Genomic DNA, 15,527 nt, shown 5'->3' with positions numbered 1-15,527 from the left:
CAGGAGAATTTCATGACCCACCGCAAACACAGCCACGCATTTGGAACTATCACCCTGACCGTTACGGCCTGCCTGCTTTTATGGGGTTTTCAGTTGCCAGCTTGGGCTGGTGACGCTACCCAGGTTGAGCCACTGGCGCTACGCAAGATCATGCAGGAACTCGGGCGCAACATGCAGGCTATTACCGGTGCGATTTCGCAGGAGGAATGGGTTCAGGTCGTTCAGCTCGCCCCAAAAGTTGCTGCACACCCCGAGCCACCGCTTACTGAAAAAATGCGCATCCTTGCTTACCTCGGCGCTGATGCGACCAAGTTCAGAAACTTTGACGCGCAGACTCACGAGGCGGCGCTGGCCATGAAGCTGGCTGCTGCGAGCAGCGACGGCAAGGCGGTGATCCAATCATTCGCCCTATCTGTCCCCGCTGGGGTGGGAGCATATCAACCTGACCGGCGATTACCTATGGCGCAGCAGTGCCAAGGTCGGTGCGGGGAAGTTCAGGCCATTGCGACCGCTGCCACCGGCTTAGCGTGCTTTATTTTCCGTTTTCTGAGACGACCCCCTTATGGCAGCACTTTAAATTGAGTCTCATACAGTATCTGTTTTCTTTCTCTTCATCTCTCATGACCTGCTGCCCACTTACAGACTCCAGGGTAAAGCAAAAAATTCTCCACCGGTGAGCAGAGTATATTGCATATGCCAGTTTATGAGTGTATATATAGCATATGCCAATAAGGAGCCTTCATGCCAAGACCCAGAATTCCCCGTAACATCTGTGGCCGCCCTGCGGATACCTGTTTTAAGCCCAATGCGCGACCGATGAGCCAGCTTGAACATGTTCATTTAAAAGAAGATGAGTTTGAAGCGTTACGGCTAGTCGATTTACTGGGCATGCAACAGCAGGAAGCGGCTGTTGCAATGGGGGTTTCAAGGCAGACACTGGCCAATGTCCTGAAAGCAGCCCGTTTTAAGGTTGTGGACTGTCTCACTCAGGGCAAGGCCTTAATAATGCACTCTGAAAGGGAAGGAGTTACACAAGATGATCACAGCCATTCCAGTGAATGACGACCGGGTAGCAAATCATTTTACCAAAGCGAGTCACCTTGTCCTGGTGGATGAGCGCGGTGTGGAGCTCAGCCGGACAGAAAATCCCGCGCTGGGCGCAGATTGTTCAGGTAAACGGAAGCTGGTTGACCTGCTGGTTCAACAGCAAGTCAGCCGCGTTGTGGTCCGTAACATCGGGGAACGGATGCTGGGTAAATTACTGGGGCATCAGATCGCGGTGTACCAGACTGACTGTGGTCGTCGTTTGTTCACTGAACTGTGTGATCCGGATACCCGTGTTCTGACTGAACTGAATAAGCCGGAGCAGGGACGCCAGTCCTTTCATCATGAGGCGAAAGGGAAAAAATGCTGTCACTCTGACGGGAACACAGCAGAAAATGCGTGCCAGGGTGGGCGTCAGCATCATCACGGAAACGGGCGCTGTTGCCATTCATGAGTTTATTTCATCACGGGCGGTGATTTTTATCAGACCCGTATTGTGTATAAACCAGGAGCCGGAATGTGTGGAGGAGGCAGTAATGATGCCGGGGGAGCCCCTCAGCTGACTGAATTCCGGATGCCTCCCGTCAGTACAACCGGACGCTGAGCAGAAACAGATGAATTGTTATCTTGATGCCAGAAAGGCCCATACCTGTTGTATGGTCTGTAGTTCCCGCGACAACAACCCTGATACGGTGAACTTAATGTTTTCAGAGCACCCGGATGGCTCTGTATGTGCGGACTACACGGCCAATCACAGGCATCAGGGGTATACGGGTCTTTTACATGGCGGAATGACGAGTACCCTGCTGGATGCAGCAATGACTCATTGTTTGTTCATGCAGGGTGTGCAAGCCCTGACGGCTGAACTGACGGTAAGATTCATTTCACCCGTTTGTACCGGAGACAAACTGATGGTATGTGCCAGACTGCTTGGGCAACGCAGGGGGATTTACCTGCTTGAAGCATGGCTGACAAAAGGACAGCAGACAGTGGCACGTGCCACGGCGAAATTCATTGTTCCGTCGCAGGATATTGCTCTGGCGCATCGCTAGTGTGACAGACGACAGGTGTACCTGGTTATTATAAAAATTTGAGGCGTGTTTTGCTCAGACCGGAAAGAATAATCGCATATCGTATATTCCACTGAAACCGTGTAAGAGGTAGTTATGAGTAAACAAATCATTGATATTGGTATTGCTGAATCATCCCGGGTGGAGATTGCAGACGGTCTGTCCCGGCTTCTTGCTGACACCTATACCCTGTATATAAAAACACATTACTATCACTGGAATGTAACTGGCCCCATGTTTAATAGCTTACATTTAATGTTTGAAAATCAATACAATGAGCTGGCCACCGCCGTTGATGATATTGCTGAACGTATACGCTCGCTCGGATGTTTCGCGCCCGGCACATATCATGAATTTTCACGTTTAACTGCGGTTAATGAAGACAAGGATATTCCGGCAGCAAAAAACATGATTGAAAATCTTGTCCAGGGCCAGGAGACCGTGGTTAAAACCGCACGCTCTTTATTCCCGATCGTTAATAGTGGGAATGATGAAGCCACTGCGGATCTGCTTACACAACGTATCCAGTTGCATGAGAAAACCGCCTGGATGTTGCGTAGCCTGCTTGAATGATGTCACCCGGTAGCAGCAGAGATAAACAGTTTGTCAGCCACAGGCCATTTCTGACGCAGCAGTATCACTGCGTGCCTGTGGCTCTTTTATCTGACCGGAATAGTATAAAAACCGATAAATCAACCAGTAAACCTGTGAGCGGGCAAGTGATTAAACAGTCCGGAAAGGGATTGCCGGCGGGTATATCCGAATCACTGTCGTTTTCCCGTTACAGTTTCGTCCAGGCACTTCATAGCCTCAACAAGTTTATGATCCACTGATAAAACGGTTTGCAGAGAAAGCAGAATCATATTATTCGTTGTTATGGTTTCCTTTACCTGTCCCGGCCTGCGGACAGTAAAGAGTATATAAGGTATTTAACAACGTCATGATCCGGTTATCCCCGATACGGTAATATACCATTTTACCAGCCCGTCGGGTCTCAACCAGCTTCAGGCGGCGCATGACGCCAAGCTGCTGAGACAACGTCGGCTGAGTAATCCCGACCGCCGCTTCGAGTTCGGACACATTCGCTTCTCCCTGGCTTAACTGGCACATCAACAGCAACCGGTCGCTGTTGGCTAGTCCCCGTAAAACATCCGCTGCCCTCAGGGCCGCATTTTTCATATCAGTCTGACGTTTTGTGTCTTCATTCATTTGCATTGATGATTTCTCATATTATGTGTTTTTATATAATATATTTTAGTATACTGATAGTGGCATAATTTTGCCACCGTGTTCGCCAGGTCTGCAGCGTCCAGCTGACCCGGGTAACTAATTATATCTGGTAGGCATTTTGCCCCGAGTGAACAGAGAGGATGTAATGAAAATAGTGATAGTTGGTGGTGTTGCCGGTGGCGCATCCGCTGCAGCCAGGGCTCGCCGGTTGTCCCTCCTTTGCCCGGGCTACAGCAAGAGGGAGTCTTTACGCTCCGAAATCTTACTGACATGGATGCTATCCTGGCGTGGATTGAGCAACATAACGTAGCTCACACCACGCTTGTCGGGGGGGGGGTTCATCGGACTTGAAGTGATGGAGGCTCTGAGCGAACGGGGGATCCGTGTCACTCTGCTGGAGATGGGGGAACAGGTTATGGCTCCGGTTGATCCTGAAATGGCATCAGTCCTGCATCAGGAAATCCGGAATCATGGCGTGGATCTGCGTCTCAGAACGGCACTCACCGAGGTACTGCGGACAGAAACGGGATTCCGCGTTGCACTGTCTGACGGTGGCTTTGTGCAGACCGACATGGTTATTCTCGCCATCGGGGTAAAACCTGAGAACAGCCTTGCCACATTAGCCGGGCTCGAAGTGGGTAAACGTGGAGGCATAAGTGTCAATGCCTGTATGCAGACCAGTATCCCTGACATCTACGCCGTGGGGGATGCAGTTGAAACACCTGACCTTGTTTTTCAGGAACCCGCTAATATTCCTCTGGCTGGGCCCGCCAACCGCCAGGGACGCATTGCTGCTGATAACATGCTTGATCACCACAGCCTTTACCATGGCAGTCAGGGGACATCCATTTGTAAGGTATTTTCGCTGAGTATTGGCAGCGTCGGTGCGAATGAAAAGCAACTGAAAGCCCACGGCACCCGATACGAGAAGGTTTACGTCCATGCTGCTGATCATGCCGGTTACTACCCGGGGGCAACGATGATCAGTCTTAAACTGCTGTTCAGCCCCGATACTGGCAAAATTCTCGGGGCCCAGGCGTCAGGGAAAAAAGGGGTTGATAAACGCATCGATGTCCTGGCTGTCGCACAGCGTGCGGGACTTACCGTCAACGATCTTGAGCATCTGGAGCTGACTTATGCTCCTCCTTTTAACAGTGCAAGGGACGTTGTTAACCAGGCTGGAATGGTGGCGGCAAATGTCATCAAGGGAGATACGGTCATCTGTCATGTCCGCGATGTGTTACAACGGGTACCGGGTAGTTATTGTTTACTTGATATTCGCTCTCCTGCAGAACTGAAACAATTTGGCGAATATCCTGACGCGCTATCCATTCCACTGGATTCCCTGCGGGAGAATCTTGAAAAAGTGCCTAAAGATAAAGAGATTTTTATAGGGTGCCAGAGTGGCCTGCGCGGGCATGTGGCATACCGTATTCTTCAGGCCCACGGCTTCAGGACATATAATCTGAGTGGTGGCTTTATAACCTGGCAGGCGGTAACGGAGTCAATAAGTAAATAAGAGATGAGGTGCCATACACATGGCACCCTGAATCGCCACAGGTTTAACAGTGAAGTGGTCTGCTGAATTTGTTCACCTGAACAGAGGTGTGGACTGACCCCGCACCGTTATAAGGACAGTTATGAAAAAAATAACTTTTCAGATCAGGCGTATAATGTCAGATTCATGGTCACTATAGGAATGGCAAGGACTGGATTTTCATTTTGCAGCCTTCAGGCTGCTTAGTTCAGAGATAGGTCTGTGTAATGCGTAACTTCGTGACTCGATTGAGAGTATGGTTTCCGCCCCCACTCATCTTATTGCTGTTTTTCGTCACTGATGTGTTGACTGCAATCCCGCGTTTTACCTTCGACATCGTGAATATAGTGCTAAGCGTGTTGCTGACCGGTGTTTGTATTACCATGATACTGCACACCGCTTGGCAGATGAGCACGAACGGCACGACGCTTAATCCGATTCATCCGGATAGAACCACCAAGCTGGTAACTGTCGGTTGTTACGCATGGAGTCGAAACCCTATTTACCTTGGAATGAGCGGGCTCCAGTTATCCGTTGCTCTCTGCTTTGGCAGCCTGGTGGGGATACTTGCTGTACCGTTGTTTATGTTTGTAGTAGCCAGATTACATATCCATGTTGAAGAGGTACAGCTTCGAAAACGTTTCGGGTTGGAATGGGAACGCTATACCCAACGGGTTCGTCGCTGGTTATAGCAACCCCGTGGTGTTGCAGGAGACAAATAACGTCGAAATCATAAAGAAAAGAATTCATCATCCTTGAGCTTTTATATCGTAATCGTAAACCAGGTGCCGTATGTAGCCATTGAGCCAGTGCTGGTACCTTAGGGAAGGTGCGAACAAGTTCCTGATATGAGATCATCATATTCATCCGGAGCGCATCCCAGAGGGACATCATGAGCCATCAACTCACCTTCGCCGATAGTGAATTCAGCACTAAGCGCCGTCAGACCCGAAAAGAGATTTTCCTCTCCCGCATGGAGCAGATTCTGCCATGGCAGAATATGACCGCTGTCATCGAGCCGTTTTATCCCAAGGCGGGCAATGGCCGACGGCCCTATCCGCTGGAGACCATGCTGCGTATTCACTGCATGCAGCATTGGTACAACCTGAGCGACGGTGCCATGGAAGATGCCCTGTACGAAATCGCCTCCATGCGCCTGTTTGCCCGATTATCCCTGGATAGCGCCCTGCCGGATCGCACCACCATCATGAATTTCCGCCACCTGCTCGAGCAGCATCAACTGGCCCGTCAATTGTTCAAGACCATCAATCGCTGGCTGGCCGAAGCAGGCGTCATGATGACCCAAGGCACTTTGGTGGATGCCACCATCATTGAGGCACCCAGCTCTACCAAGAACAAAGAGCAGCAACGCGATCCGGAGATGCATCAGACCAAGAAAGGCAATCAGTGGCACTTTGGCATGAAGGCCCACATTGGTGTCGATGCCAAGAGTGGCCTGACCCACAGCCTGGTCACCACCGCGGCCAACGAGCATGACCTCAATCAGCTGGGTAATCTGCTTCATGGAGAGGAGCAATTTGTCTCAGCCGATGCCGGCTACCAAGGAGCGCCACAGCGCGAGGAGCTGGCCGAGGTGGATGTGGACTGGCTGATCGCCGAGCGTCCCGGCAAGGTAAAAACCTTGAAGCAGCATCCGCGCAAGAACAAAACGGCCATCAACATCGAATACATGAAAGCCAGCATCCGTGCCAGGGTGGAGCACCCGTTTCGCATCATCAAGCGGCAGTTCGGCTTCGTGAAAGCCAGATACAAGGGGCTGCTGAAAAACGATAACCAACTGGCGATGTTATTCACCCTGGCCAACCTGTTTCGGGTGGACCAAATGATACGTCAGTGGGAGAGATCTCAGTAAAAACCGGAAATAACGCCAGAAATGGTGGAAAAAATAGCCTAAATAGGCTGATTCGATGTGTTTGCGGGAAAAAAATCGGCCCAGATCCGCGAAATTTTAATCAGCGAGTCAGCTTGGGAAGAAATGACCTGCTTATTCGCACCTTCCCTTCCTCTACTGGGGATGTGAAACAGAATTCATTCCGAATGCCTGTCCTCACCTTCCAGTTTGAAAGCTGATTATTGCTTCCTGTTCGGTGATCACTTACGCTATGCTACCAACTAGATGGTAGTTTGCAAGAATTTTATGAGGTCTCACTGAATGGCCAATTGCGCGCTCATTCTTAAAATATCCCTGGCAATGCTGGCGTTTGCTGCAAACTCTATTCTGTGCCGTCTGGCCCTGCAGGGAGGCCACATTGATCCCCTTTCATTCAGCAGCCTCAGGCTGGCCAGTGGTGCACTCGTCCTGTCACCTTTCTTGTTTTATCACGCAAAAACTACATTATCGCTGTGGCGTCCGCTGAGCGGATTTTACCTCATGGTGTACGCAGTGCTCTTCTCTGTCGCCTATATCCATCTCGATACCGGGGCAGGTGCGCTGTTACTTTTTGGTGCCGTACAGTTTGCGGTGGTGATCCACGGATTATTTAAAGGGGAATCACTCTCCGTTATGCGGGCTTGCGGTTTAGTTATTGCTCTGGCAGGAATTGCTGCCCTGCTGTTACCCGGGGCGAAGGCACCGCCGCTTTACAGTGCACTTATGATGATCGTTGCCGGATTAGCCTGGGCCGCCTATTCCGTCAGGGGGAGGGCGGGCCAGGCGGCCGGGGCTTCAACGGCGGCAAATTTTGTACTCGCCACGCCGATGGCTCTCGCTCTTTCGTTGCTGTTTATGAAGCAGGGTCACTATGATGCTGCGGGCATTGCTTTGTCATTGCTGTCCGGTGCCGCCGCCTCAGCCGGTGCATATGTATTGTGGTATACCCTTTTACCCCCTCTCGGCTCTATCACCGCCAGTACCCTTCAGCTCAGCGTTCCCTGTCTGGCAATGCTAGGGGGTGTGGTATTCCTGGATGAATCACTGACGGTCAGAACGATATTTTCTGCCCTGGCGGTGCTGACTGGCATTGTGATGGTGACACGCGAGAAATCCCCCCGTAAGTCGATGACAAAGGCGAGAGAACCTTAATAACGCAATTAATTCATGCAGTTGTGATGATTCTCTTATGTTAATCACACGAGCCAGTTTTCCCGCTCCGGCATCAGACAGACAGTAATACTGAGGTCGACGTTTCTGACTACACCTAAGGCAGGTTTATGAAATGAAATATGATTTTGATGAGTACGTAAGCAGAGAGAAAACAGACAGTCTCACCGTGGACGGCTGGCGGGAATACCTGTTTTCGGGACAGTCCGAATTTGCAATGCGGTATCCGGCAGAAGGGCTAATCAACCTCTGGGTTGCTGACATGGCTTTTGCCACACCAGAGCCGATTCTTCAGGCCATCAGAGACCGTCTGGATAGAAAAATACTCGGCTACACTAAAATCTACGACGAAGAATACTATGAGATCTTTGGCAGCTGGTGTGAGCGACAATATGGTCACCGTTTCAAAACGGAAGACATTGTGCTGTCTCCGGGCATTATTCCCGCGCTGAACCGTCTCGTCCCGCTTCTGACCGACATGGATGACAGTATTCTTATTATGACGCCTTCATATGGCCCGTTTAAAAAGGCGGGTGAATACAGTCAGCGTCGCGTGGTGTACTCGGCGTTAAAAAAATCAGCAGGCGGCTGGGAACCTGACTGGGAAGACTTTGCACGCAAAGCCAGTCAGGCCGATTTACGTGTGAAAATTCTTTTCCTGTGTAATCCGCATAACCCGACCGGACGAGTCTGGCGGCCTGATGAACTTAAGCGGATTATTGAAATTTGCCTGGCCAATGACATCTGGGTGATATCTGACGAAATTCACTGCGACCTGTCCCGAAGCGGTATCGGTCATACACCGGCCGCCTCTCTTTTCCCTGATTCTACACGCATTATTACCTGCATGTCCTCGAGTAAAACATTCAATCTGGCCGGGAATTTGTTGGCAAATATTATTATTCCGGATCCCGGTGTCAGAAGCGAGTGGCGTCTCAGACACGACGAGTTCATCTCTCCACTGAGCCTGGCAGCAAACAAAGCGGCGTGGAGTGAATGTGATGACTGGCTTGTCCATCTGAGGGAATATATTGACGGCAATTTCCAGTACCTGCACGACTATCTCAAAAGCTATTTACCCGAAACCAGGTTCTCGATCCCCGAAGGGACATATCTGGCCTGGATAGATATTAGCCGCTACCTGCCCGACACCGCAGGTGAGGATTTATCGCTGTATTTTGCCCGGGAGTCAGGGGTCCTTCTTGAAGGGGGCTTGCTGTTTGTCGACAATGGGGACGGATATATCCGGTTAAATCTGGCCTGCCCACGGAGTATGCTGACAGCAGGGATGAAAAGAATTTCACAGGTACTGCGGATACCGGCTCCTCATCGTGTATAACCCCTTTCTCTCTGGCCGTTTTGTCCTGTCAGGATGTCGTCAGAACCCGGCATAACACCCTGTGCCGGGAACACAAAAGGCACGGATGAACAGGTCGTGAATATTCTTAGTGAAGCCTGCTGATGACATGTCTGGCGACAAAAAAATGCCGCCCTTAAGGGGCGGCTTATGCCAGCGTCACGGGGTTATCGTCTGACCGCCATGATGCCCGCATCGACATCCCAGATAGCGCCCGTCACCCATGAGGTTTTGTCAGACAACAGGAAGAGAATAGTGTTTGCCACATCTTCGGCAGTTCCGACGCGTCCCAGCGGGTGGAAATCGTTCAGCGACTTCATAGCATCTGCGATATCCGCTTTGTCCATGAAGCCTTCGTATATCGGCGTATGAACAATCCCGGGAGACACCGCGTTGACACGAATACCCGCGCTGGCCAGCTCAATCGCCAGATTACGCGTCAGGGCATGCAGACCCGCTTTTGCCATTGAATAGGCCGAGGCCGGCGAGTCACCCAGTGCAGCCTGAGCACCAATCGAACCGACGTTGACGATAGACCCTTCGAGCTTCGCGGCGAGCATGTTCTTCACGACATCCTGTGTAATAAAGAACGTGGCTCGGTTCAGCGAAAGATACATGTCATAATCGGCAAAGCTGTGCTCGGTAAATCCTTTGGGCATGAAGATACCGGCGGCATTCACCATCAGGCTGATATCGCGATGGTGAGCATTAATTTCCTGACGGATAGTTTCCATACCTTCTTCGGTCATCAGGTTCGCCGCGATGACCGCAACCGGTCCCAGAGGGCTCAATTCTTTTTGCACCGCTTCGGCTTTGTCTTTTTTATTCCCGGTCAGCACGACACTGCCGCCCGCTTCCAGTACCATGCGTGCCACGGCCAGGCCCATGCCGCTGGTACCGCCGACGACGAGCAGTTTTTTACCTTTGAAAAAAGTGTTCATTTTCTGACTCCATTACTGGTGGGTAAGACGTTGCCGGCAGCGTGAAACTGCCGGCGGTTGACGGATTAAATACTGCAGCCATCCGTTCCGCAGGTCTGACCCGCAGTGGCTGAAAATTCGGTTTGCTGTTCATCCCAGACCTGACGCAGGGCATTCAAAAAGTTATCTGCTGCCTGAGCCCCGCTGATGGCATATTTTTCGTTCATCACAAAAACCGGAACGCCGCTGAGGCCAATAGACTGTGCGTGGGCTTCATCGTCGGAAACGGTGGCGCGAAAATCGTCATTTTCCAGGGCGGCTGCAGCGTCAGCTTTCGGCATACCGGCTTCTACGGCCATGGCAACGAGCTGCTGACGGTCAAAGAGAGAGCGACCTTCGGTGATACTGCCATGATAAAAACGTTCTTCCACCGCGTCCGCAATTCCGGCCTTACGCGCGGCAACCAGCAGGGTGTGTGCATCTTCTGTATCACCAAACATCATGCCGTCGAAGTTGTAGATCAGACCTTCAGATTTACCGGCGGTGCCCACCTGATTCATCATCAGCTCCGCTGAATGCTGACTGCCCAGCTTTTTAACGATGGCATCCTTAAAAGGCATCGCGGGAGTACCACCGGCCAGACGGTAGCTGTGATGGCGGATCACCACCTGGTCGCGAAATTCAAAGCGATTCAGACCCTGTTCAAATCTTTTTTTAGCAATCCAGCACCACGGGCAGACCAAATCTGACCAGATATCGATGGTAAGGGTGGGTTTCAGCGTTTGCATAATGATTCCTCAAAGACGTTGGGCGGTCGGATCTCACTTATCAGAGAACCGCGACCGTATGGGATTTATTGCGCCTGCCAGACCGGGTAATCGGTATAGCCTTTTTCCGGGGAACCACTGACGCCGTAGTAGGTGGCGCGGTCACTTTCTGCCAGTGGCCAGCCGTTTTGCATTCTTTCAACCAGATCCGGGTTAGCGATGTAGGGCACACCAAATGCCACCAGATCCAGCTCATCATCTTCCAGAGCCTGCTCTGCGATATCACGGGTAAAACCGCCGGCAGCGATGATGGTGCCTTTAAACGTGTTGCGAAAACGGCGGCGGAAGCCTTCCGGAAGTGGCGCTTTGGTGTACACCGGTTGATAGTAAAGGTGTACGTAGGCCAGTTCCCGCTGACCGAGCGCGTCGGTGATGGCTGACCAGGTTTGCTCTTCACCTTCATACGGCGCGAGGTCATAAATGCGGCCGAACGGTGACAGGCGCACGGCAACGTGGCTGTTACCCACGGCTTCCGCCACGGCGTCAATGGTCTCCAGCAGGAAACGCTGACGATTTTCCACCGAGCCGCCGTATTCGTCGGTGCGGGTGTTCAGTTCGCTACTGAGGAACTGGTCAAAGATGAATCCGTTTGCCGCCATGATTTCCACGCCGTCAAAGCCGGCTTCCATCGCCAGGCGTGCGGAGTGCACGAAGTCTGCAGTGATGCGTTTAACTTCATGCGTTTCCAGCGCGCGTGGCTGGCTTGGTACAACCGGGCCCGGTTCTCCGGATTCGGTCAGCGCAAAAACGGTGGTATTGACCGCCTGAACGGTGCCCGCTGAAACCGGCGCTATGTGGCCTGGCTGAAGAGAGACGTGAGACATACGGCCGACGTGCCAGAGCTGCGCGAAAATACGGCCACCTTTGGCGTGAACCGCTTGTGTCACCTTACGCCAGCCCTGGACGTGTTCGTCGTTGTAGATACCAGGGGTATAAAGGTAACCCCGGCCTTCTTCTGAAACCGGCATCCCTTCGGTGATGAGCAGGCCAGCAGAAGCACGCTGTGCATAGTACAAAGCCACGACCTCATCCGGCACGTCATTCATGGTGCGGGTGCGGGTCATCGGTGCCATGACTACACGGTTTTTTAACGCCAGGCCAGACAGATTGTAGGGGGTGAAAAGCTTACTCATCGTATACCTCACAAAAAACAAAAAGGAGTATCCCGGCAGGGATTTGCACAGCCCGGCAGTATCATCGACTGGACGTCGCGCACTGGAGTTGCATAAACATCTGATGGGTGGCAATATACCAACCATCTAGTAGGTAGGTCAATGGCTGTGTCGTATTTTTTTGTCATAACGCAGCCATTTCTGAATTGTCACTCATTTTGCGAGGTCATCACCATGCGTACATTAACAGCTTATAACGAAGATAATTTCCGCCAGATAGAGCAGTACAAAGGAATATCGGTGGTACGTTTCTCTGCACCCTGGTGTCCGCCCTGTCAGGCCAGCGAAGAAATGTTCAGTCAGTTTGCAGACCGGCTCGATAGAGATATTCAGGTGGGGAAAGTCAATGTAGATCAGGCGCCGGTGCTGACAACCAAATACGAGATCTGGGGGCTGCCGTCTGTGCTGATATTTCATGAAGGGCAATTAGTTAAACGCATACCGGGTGTGAAACCTGCATCGGTATATGCTCAGGCTATTGCGGACATAAAAAAAGGGCAGTAATGCCCTTTTAACGTGGAATTTATTAATGCTTAACCGCGTGCCTGACCGACGGCATCCAGAGTGCGGGCTGAATAAATGACCGCCGCGCCAGCGTTGAGGTTAATCGCCACGCCCAGCGCTTCAGCAATTTCAGCGTCGGTTGCACCGGCTTTCACAGCTGCGTCGGCGTGAAAAGCAATACAGCCGTCGCAGCGGGTTGTGACTGCGCACGCCAGGGCAATGAGTTCACGCACTTTTGCGCCCAAAAGGTCAGTTTTGTTACCTGCGTTGCCCAGGGCAACCACGCCTTTCATGGTCTCGGGGGTCAGTTTGCCCAACTCGCCTAAACGTTGCATTAACTCTGAGCGATAGTTGTTCCAGTCCAGCATAGTGTCATTCTCCTGAATGAGGGGTATTAAGAAGCAGTTTTATATACTTAAGGCTGTTGGCGAAGACTTCGGGTCTGGCCGTTGCATGCGCCACTACGCTTGAGCCTTCACAGACATTAATGATCATCAAAGCAATATCTGATGGTTCGGCATGGGATGAAAACTCACCTGACTCCATGCCCGCCCTGACGACTTTTGTGAGCCACTCGATTTGCATATCGAAATAAAGTGATGTCTGTACAGTAATTGCCTGAGGCAGATTGGCGGTCTCTGCTGACAACGCACAACACAGTGGCAGTAGCGAAGCTTTATGGCTTTGCGCGAAGATATCGATGTAAGCCGCAATTCTTCTCTCCGCGCTTTTCTCAGTCGCCTCTATCTGCTCAAATACGCGTTGTGTATCAGAGAACGCCTGTATTACCACCTGCTCACCCAGAATATCTTTGGTCGGGAAATGGTGATGAATACTGGCCTTGGTGATACCCACTATTTTTGATAAATCAGCATAGCTGAATGCTGAATACCCTTTTTCGCGCATCAGGTGTTCTGCTTCGCTGAGCAGCCGTTCCCTTGTCATGGTTGTCATAATTACTCCATATAATCTACTAGTTGATAGATTATATTGTTGCTATTTTTCCGTAGCAAGTTGTATCACTGACTCAGTATCGTGCAGAGCTGAACGTCACTGCCATCCTGCATTCTGAATGGCAGCATTACATCTCTGACATCACGCCAGGCGTGTAATCATTTCAACCGGATTAGCCAGAGTATCGTGGATTGGCGAATTCTTTTGCATTTCGCTGACCAGCGCTTCTAACTCCTCGCGACTGGCGGTCTTGCTCGTAAGGTGAACATCGACGCGAATAGATTTCGCACCTTTACGCACGTTGCTGTCCAGCCCAAGGAAGCCGTTGAGGTTGATATCGAAATTAAGATCCAGCTCGATACCGTCCAGGTCGATCCCTTTTTCAGCAGCCATCATGGTAAGGGTGGCGGTATAACAGCCAGCCAGCGCCTGCATGATGTATTCAGTCGGGCTCATGCCGGTATCGGTGCCGAGTAAACCTGCGGGTTCATCACCGATATTAGAAAATTTCCCCACACGGCTGGTATCGATAACGCCGTTCTGGATTGTGGCGCCGGTCTCTGTGCGAACGGTTAATCCGCCGCTGGAACGGGCTTTCATCTGGAAAGTCAGGTTACCCAGGCCAGGCTGGCTGCGAACTGCTTCACGGGTATTGTGGATCGCAGCTGCGTCTGCAGAAGGTTTAACGGTAGTAGACATAATGGCTCCTGTAATTTCTTGATAAAAGGTATAGCTGGTGTAATCAGTACCAACCATCTAGTTGGTAGATTAATATCGCGAACCTCTTTTGTCTACTCTTTTATAAAAAATAGGGGGAAAAGAACCCAGCAGGCTGTTTTATTTCATAATAACCATTTGATTTTTTTTATAATCTTCCCAGCCACTCACTCTTGCAGCAATCCAGCCTTTACCCGAAGGATAGTCTGGCGGGTGGTATTAAATTCCCGGGCAATAGCACTGATACTGATGCCAGCATTTAGGCGCTCTGTCACTGTTTGCTTTTGTTCCTCGCTCAGGATGGGGGGGCGACCGAAGCGTTTTCCAGCCGCTTTTGCCCTCGCAATACCTGAATACGTTCGCTCAAGCAGCAAATCCCGCTCAAACTCCGCTACAGCAGAAATTACCTGCATAGTCATTTTTCCGGCCGGACTGGTCAAGTCAACGCCTCCGAGTGCGAGACAATGAACGCGAATATCTAAAGCCGCCAGTTGCTCTACTGTTTTTCGGATATCCATCGCATTACGACCCAGACGGTCAAGTTTGGTGACAATCAGTACATCCCCATTTTCCATGCGATCTAGCAACCGGATAAATCCGGGGCGTTCGCTGGCAGCAACCGAGCCACTGATATGCTCCTCAATAAGTCGTTGGGATCTGATGGCAAAACCCGCCGCTTCAATTTCACGACGCTGGTTTTCTGTGGTCTGTTCCAGAGTTGAGACCCTGCAGTAGGCAAAAACACGTGACATGGGAAACTTTCCGTACGAAATGGATGTCCGAATTATAACGTGTGTCCGAAATTAATTTCACTAAGTTTCGGACATGTGCTGTAAGTGGTGTACGAAACCGACCGATTTCGGTCACAGCGAACAAATAACAGATGAAAACTATACGCGAGGGAGGCATTTATGCCACGGCGACAGATACTGAGCAGCGAAGAGCAGGAACGCTTACTGGTTATACCAGATGATGAAATTATTCTGACCCGAATGTGTTTTCTGAACGAACCGGATATTGCGCTCATTAATAAGCACCGAAGGGGCACTGTTGCAAAGTTAGCGATGAGGCAGCCTTTTGTCTTATTCAAAGGCCTTACATTTCAAAAACTCTGCTTACCAGGCGCATTTCGCC

At 51.1% G+C, this 15,527-nt stretch carries 20 protein-coding genes and 1 pseudogene; 13 read left to right on the top strand and 8 right to left on the bottom strand.

The annotated features are described in order from the left end of the window. The first annotated feature begins 12 nt into the window (after positions 1-12). From ACLJXE_RS09385 to ACLJXE_RS09365, 5 genes are all read left to right on the top strand, one after another. Positions 13-582 (top strand): cytochrome C, encoded by a 570-nt coding sequence (locus ACLJXE_RS09385; RefSeq protein WP_080975551.1) that lies wholly within the window; start codon positions 13-15, stop codon positions 580-582. A gap of 159 nt (positions 583-741) precedes the next feature. After that, positions 742-1,062, top strand: a complete 321-nt coding sequence (locus tag ACLJXE_RS09380; RefSeq protein ID WP_001137910.1) for a DUF134 domain-containing protein — start codon at positions 742-744, stop codon at positions 1,060-1,062. Next, positions 1,037-1,498 (top strand): NifB/NifX family molybdenum-iron cluster-binding protein, encoded by a 462-nt coding sequence (locus tag ACLJXE_RS09375; RefSeq protein WP_000626969.1) that lies wholly within the window; start codon positions 1,037-1,039, stop codon positions 1,496-1,498. Before ACLJXE_RS09380 ends, ACLJXE_RS09375 begins: the two co-directional genes overlap by 26 nt. A 160-nt stretch (positions 1,499-1,658) precedes the next feature. Continuing rightward, a complete protein-coding gene (locus tag ACLJXE_RS09370; protein WP_016241611.1) occupies positions 1,659-2,096 on the top strand; it encodes a PaaI family thioesterase in 438 nt (145 codons plus the stop codon). A gap of 114 nt (positions 2,097-2,210) precedes the next feature. Next, entirely contained in the window at positions 2,211-2,687 is a 477-nt protein-coding gene (locus ACLJXE_RS09365; protein ID WP_072259269.1) for a Dps family protein, read from the top strand. A gap of 291 nt (positions 2,688-2,978) precedes the next feature. Here the strand turns inward: ACLJXE_RS09365 and ACLJXE_RS09360 are convergent, their stop codons facing one another. Next, positions 2,979-3,329 (bottom strand): ArsR/SmtB family transcription factor, encoded by a 351-nt coding sequence (locus ACLJXE_RS09360; RefSeq protein WP_040115257.1) that lies wholly within the window; start codon positions 3,327-3,329, stop codon positions 2,979-2,981. A 213-nt stretch (positions 3,330-3,542) separates the two neighbouring features. Here ACLJXE_RS09360 and ACLJXE_RS09355 point away from each other — a divergent pair. From ACLJXE_RS09355 to ACLJXE_RS09330, 6 genes and pseudogenes are all read left to right on the top strand, one after another. After that, a pseudogene (locus ACLJXE_RS09355) lies at positions 3,543-4,863 on the top strand (FAD-dependent oxidoreductase); the annotation flags it as partial. Between the two features lie 245 nt (positions 4,864-5,108). Then, on the top strand, positions 5,109-5,573 hold the full coding sequence (locus ACLJXE_RS09350; RefSeq protein ID WP_042998085.1) for a methyltransferase family protein: 465 nt from the start codon (positions 5,109-5,111) through the stop codon (positions 5,571-5,573). 200 nt (positions 5,574-5,773) lie between these two features. Next, positions 5,774-6,754, top strand: coding sequence for an IS5-like element ISKpn26 family transposase (locus ACLJXE_RS09345; protein WP_000019445.1), 981 nt, complete (start codon positions 5,774-5,776; stop codon positions 6,752-6,754). Then, positions 6,736-6,972, top strand: a complete 237-nt coding sequence (locus tag ACLJXE_RS09340; RefSeq protein WP_311776198.1) for a hypothetical protein — start codon at positions 6,736-6,738, stop codon at positions 6,970-6,972. The genes ACLJXE_RS09345 and ACLJXE_RS09340 overlap by 19 nt, the downstream gene beginning before the upstream one ends. 82 nt (positions 6,973-7,054) lie before the next feature. Beyond that, positions 7,055-7,924 (top strand): DMT family transporter, encoded by an 870-nt coding sequence (locus ACLJXE_RS09335; RefSeq protein ID WP_048242046.1) that lies wholly within the window; start codon positions 7,055-7,057, stop codon positions 7,922-7,924. Between the two features lie 133 nt (positions 7,925-8,057). Further along, a complete protein-coding gene (locus tag ACLJXE_RS09330; protein ID WP_023287190.1) occupies positions 8,058-9,281 on the top strand; it encodes a MalY/PatB family protein in 1,224 nt (407 codons plus the stop codon). A 185-nt stretch (positions 9,282-9,466) separates the two neighbouring features. Here the strand turns inward: ACLJXE_RS09330 and ACLJXE_RS09325 are convergent, their stop codons facing one another. From ACLJXE_RS09325 to ACLJXE_RS09315, 3 genes are all read right to left on the bottom strand, one after another. Further along, on the bottom strand, positions 9,467-10,240 hold the full coding sequence (locus ACLJXE_RS09325) for an SDR family NAD(P)-dependent oxidoreductase (RefSeq protein ID WP_004729618.1): 774 nt from the start codon (positions 10,238-10,240) through the stop codon (positions 9,467-9,469). Positions 10,241-10,305: 65 nt separating this feature from the next. Next, entirely contained in the window at positions 10,306-11,007 is a 702-nt protein-coding gene (locus ACLJXE_RS09320; protein ID WP_096755722.1) for a DsbA family oxidoreductase, read from the bottom strand. Between the two features lie 65 nt (positions 11,008-11,072). After that, the gene (locus ACLJXE_RS09315; protein WP_006687059.1) at positions 11,073-12,179 is read right to left on the bottom strand and encodes an alkene reductase; all 1,107 of its coding nucleotides are present in this window, start codon (positions 12,177-12,179) and stop codon (positions 11,073-11,075) included. 213 nt (positions 12,180-12,392) lie between these two features. Between ACLJXE_RS09315 and ACLJXE_RS09310 the strand changes: the two genes are divergently transcribed. Then, positions 12,393-12,722: a thioredoxin family protein gene (locus ACLJXE_RS09310; protein ID WP_002431133.1), complete on the top strand. Its 330-nt coding sequence runs from the start codon at positions 12,393-12,395 to the stop codon at positions 12,720-12,722. Between the two features lie 29 nt (positions 12,723-12,751). Here the strand turns inward: ACLJXE_RS09310 and ACLJXE_RS09305 are convergent, their stop codons facing one another. The 4 genes from ACLJXE_RS09305 to ACLJXE_RS09290 form a co-directional block, all read right to left on the bottom strand. After that, positions 12,752-13,090, bottom strand: coding sequence for a carboxymuconolactone decarboxylase family protein (locus ACLJXE_RS09305; RefSeq protein WP_000888080.1), 339 nt, complete (start codon positions 13,088-13,090; stop codon positions 12,752-12,754). Between the two features lie 4 nt (positions 13,091-13,094). Then, complete coding sequence (locus tag ACLJXE_RS09300; RefSeq protein WP_000210409.1) at positions 13,095-13,676, bottom strand: TetR/AcrR family transcriptional regulator; 582 nt, start codon at positions 13,674-13,676, stop codon at positions 13,095-13,097. A gap of 141 nt (positions 13,677-13,817) precedes the next feature. Continuing rightward, on the bottom strand, positions 13,818-14,375 hold the full coding sequence (locus tag ACLJXE_RS09295; RefSeq protein WP_000108589.1) for an OsmC family protein: 558 nt from the start codon (positions 14,373-14,375) through the stop codon (positions 13,818-13,820). Positions 14,376-14,560: 185 nt separating this feature from the next. Then, the gene (locus tag ACLJXE_RS09290) at positions 14,561-15,145 is read right to left on the bottom strand and encodes a recombinase family protein (RefSeq protein WP_012695450.1); all 585 of its coding nucleotides are present in this window, start codon (positions 15,143-15,145) and stop codon (positions 14,561-14,563) included. 159 nt (positions 15,146-15,304) lie between these two features. Here ACLJXE_RS09290 and ACLJXE_RS09285 point away from each other — a divergent pair. Then, positions 15,305-15,527: hypothetical protein (locus ACLJXE_RS09285; RefSeq protein ID WP_410750729.1), on the top strand; the 223-nt coding region annotated here is incomplete at its 3' end.

Source organism: Citrobacter sp. U14242 (assembly GCF_046555775.1).
In the GTDB taxonomy this organism is placed as follows: Bacteria; Pseudomonadota; Gammaproteobacteria; order Enterobacterales; family Enterobacteriaceae; genus Citrobacter.
This window is presented reverse-complemented; position numbering and strand designations above follow the sequence as displayed.

What these genes read in the sequence shown, in the direction of transcription:
- ACLJXE_RS09385 (WP_080975551.1), top strand. Translation starts at nt 13, where the DNA reads ATGACCCACCGCAAACACAGCCACGCATTTGGAACTATCACCCTGACC.
- ACLJXE_RS09380 (WP_001137910.1), top strand. Translation starts at nt 742, where the DNA reads ATGCCAAGACCCAGAATTCCCCGTAACATCTGTGGCCGCCCTGCGGAT.
- ACLJXE_RS09375 (WP_000626969.1), top strand. Translation starts at nt 1,037, where the DNA reads ATGATCACAGCCATTCCAGTGAATGACGACCGGGTAGCAAATCATTTT.
- ACLJXE_RS09370 (WP_016241611.1), top strand. Translation starts at nt 1,659, where the DNA reads ATGAATTGTTATCTTGATGCCAGAAAGGCCCATACCTGTTGTATGGTC.
- ACLJXE_RS09365 (WP_072259269.1), top strand. Translation starts at nt 2,211, where the DNA reads ATGAGTAAACAAATCATTGATATTGGTATTGCTGAATCATCCCGGGTG.
- ACLJXE_RS09360 (WP_040115257.1), bottom strand. Translation starts at nt 3,329, where the DNA reads ATGCAAATGAATGAAGACACAAAACGTCAGACTGATATGAAAAATGCG.
- ACLJXE_RS09350 (WP_042998085.1), top strand. Translation starts at nt 5,109, where the DNA reads ATGCGTAACTTCGTGACTCGATTGAGAGTATGGTTTCCGCCCCCACTC.
- ACLJXE_RS09345 (WP_000019445.1), top strand. Translation starts at nt 5,774, where the DNA reads ATGAGCCATCAACTCACCTTCGCCGATAGTGAATTCAGCACTAAGCGC.
- ACLJXE_RS09335 (WP_048242046.1), top strand. Translation starts at nt 7,055, where the DNA reads ATGGCCAATTGCGCGCTCATTCTTAAAATATCCCTGGCAATGCTGGCG.
- ACLJXE_RS09330 (WP_023287190.1), top strand. Translation starts at nt 8,058, where the DNA reads ATGAAATATGATTTTGATGAGTACGTAAGCAGAGAGAAAACAGACAGT.
- ACLJXE_RS09325 (WP_004729618.1), bottom strand. Translation starts at nt 10,240, where the DNA reads ATGAACACTTTTTTCAAAGGTAAAAAACTGCTCGTCGTCGGCGGTACC.
- ACLJXE_RS09320 (WP_096755722.1), bottom strand. Translation starts at nt 11,007, where the DNA reads ATGCAAACGCTGAAACCCACCCTTACCATCGATATCTGGTCAGATTTG.
- ACLJXE_RS09315 (WP_006687059.1), bottom strand. Translation starts at nt 12,179, where the DNA reads ATGAGTAAGCTTTTCACCCCCTACAATCTGTCTGGCCTGGCGTTAAAA.
- ACLJXE_RS09310 (WP_002431133.1), top strand. Translation starts at nt 12,393, where the DNA reads ATGCGTACATTAACAGCTTATAACGAAGATAATTTCCGCCAGATAGAG.
- ACLJXE_RS09305 (WP_000888080.1), bottom strand. Translation starts at nt 13,090, where the DNA reads ATGCTGGACTGGAACAACTATCGCTCAGAGTTAATGCAACGTTTAGGC.
- ACLJXE_RS09300 (WP_000210409.1), bottom strand. Translation starts at nt 13,676, where the DNA reads ATGACAACCATGACAAGGGAACGGCTGCTCAGCGAAGCAGAACACCTG.
- ACLJXE_RS09295 (WP_000108589.1), bottom strand. Translation starts at nt 14,375, where the DNA reads ATGTCTACTACCGTTAAACCTTCTGCAGACGCAGCTGCGATCCACAAT.
- ACLJXE_RS09290 (WP_012695450.1), bottom strand. Translation starts at nt 15,145, where the DNA reads ATGTCACGTGTTTTTGCCTACTGCAGGGTCTCAACTCTGGAACAGACC.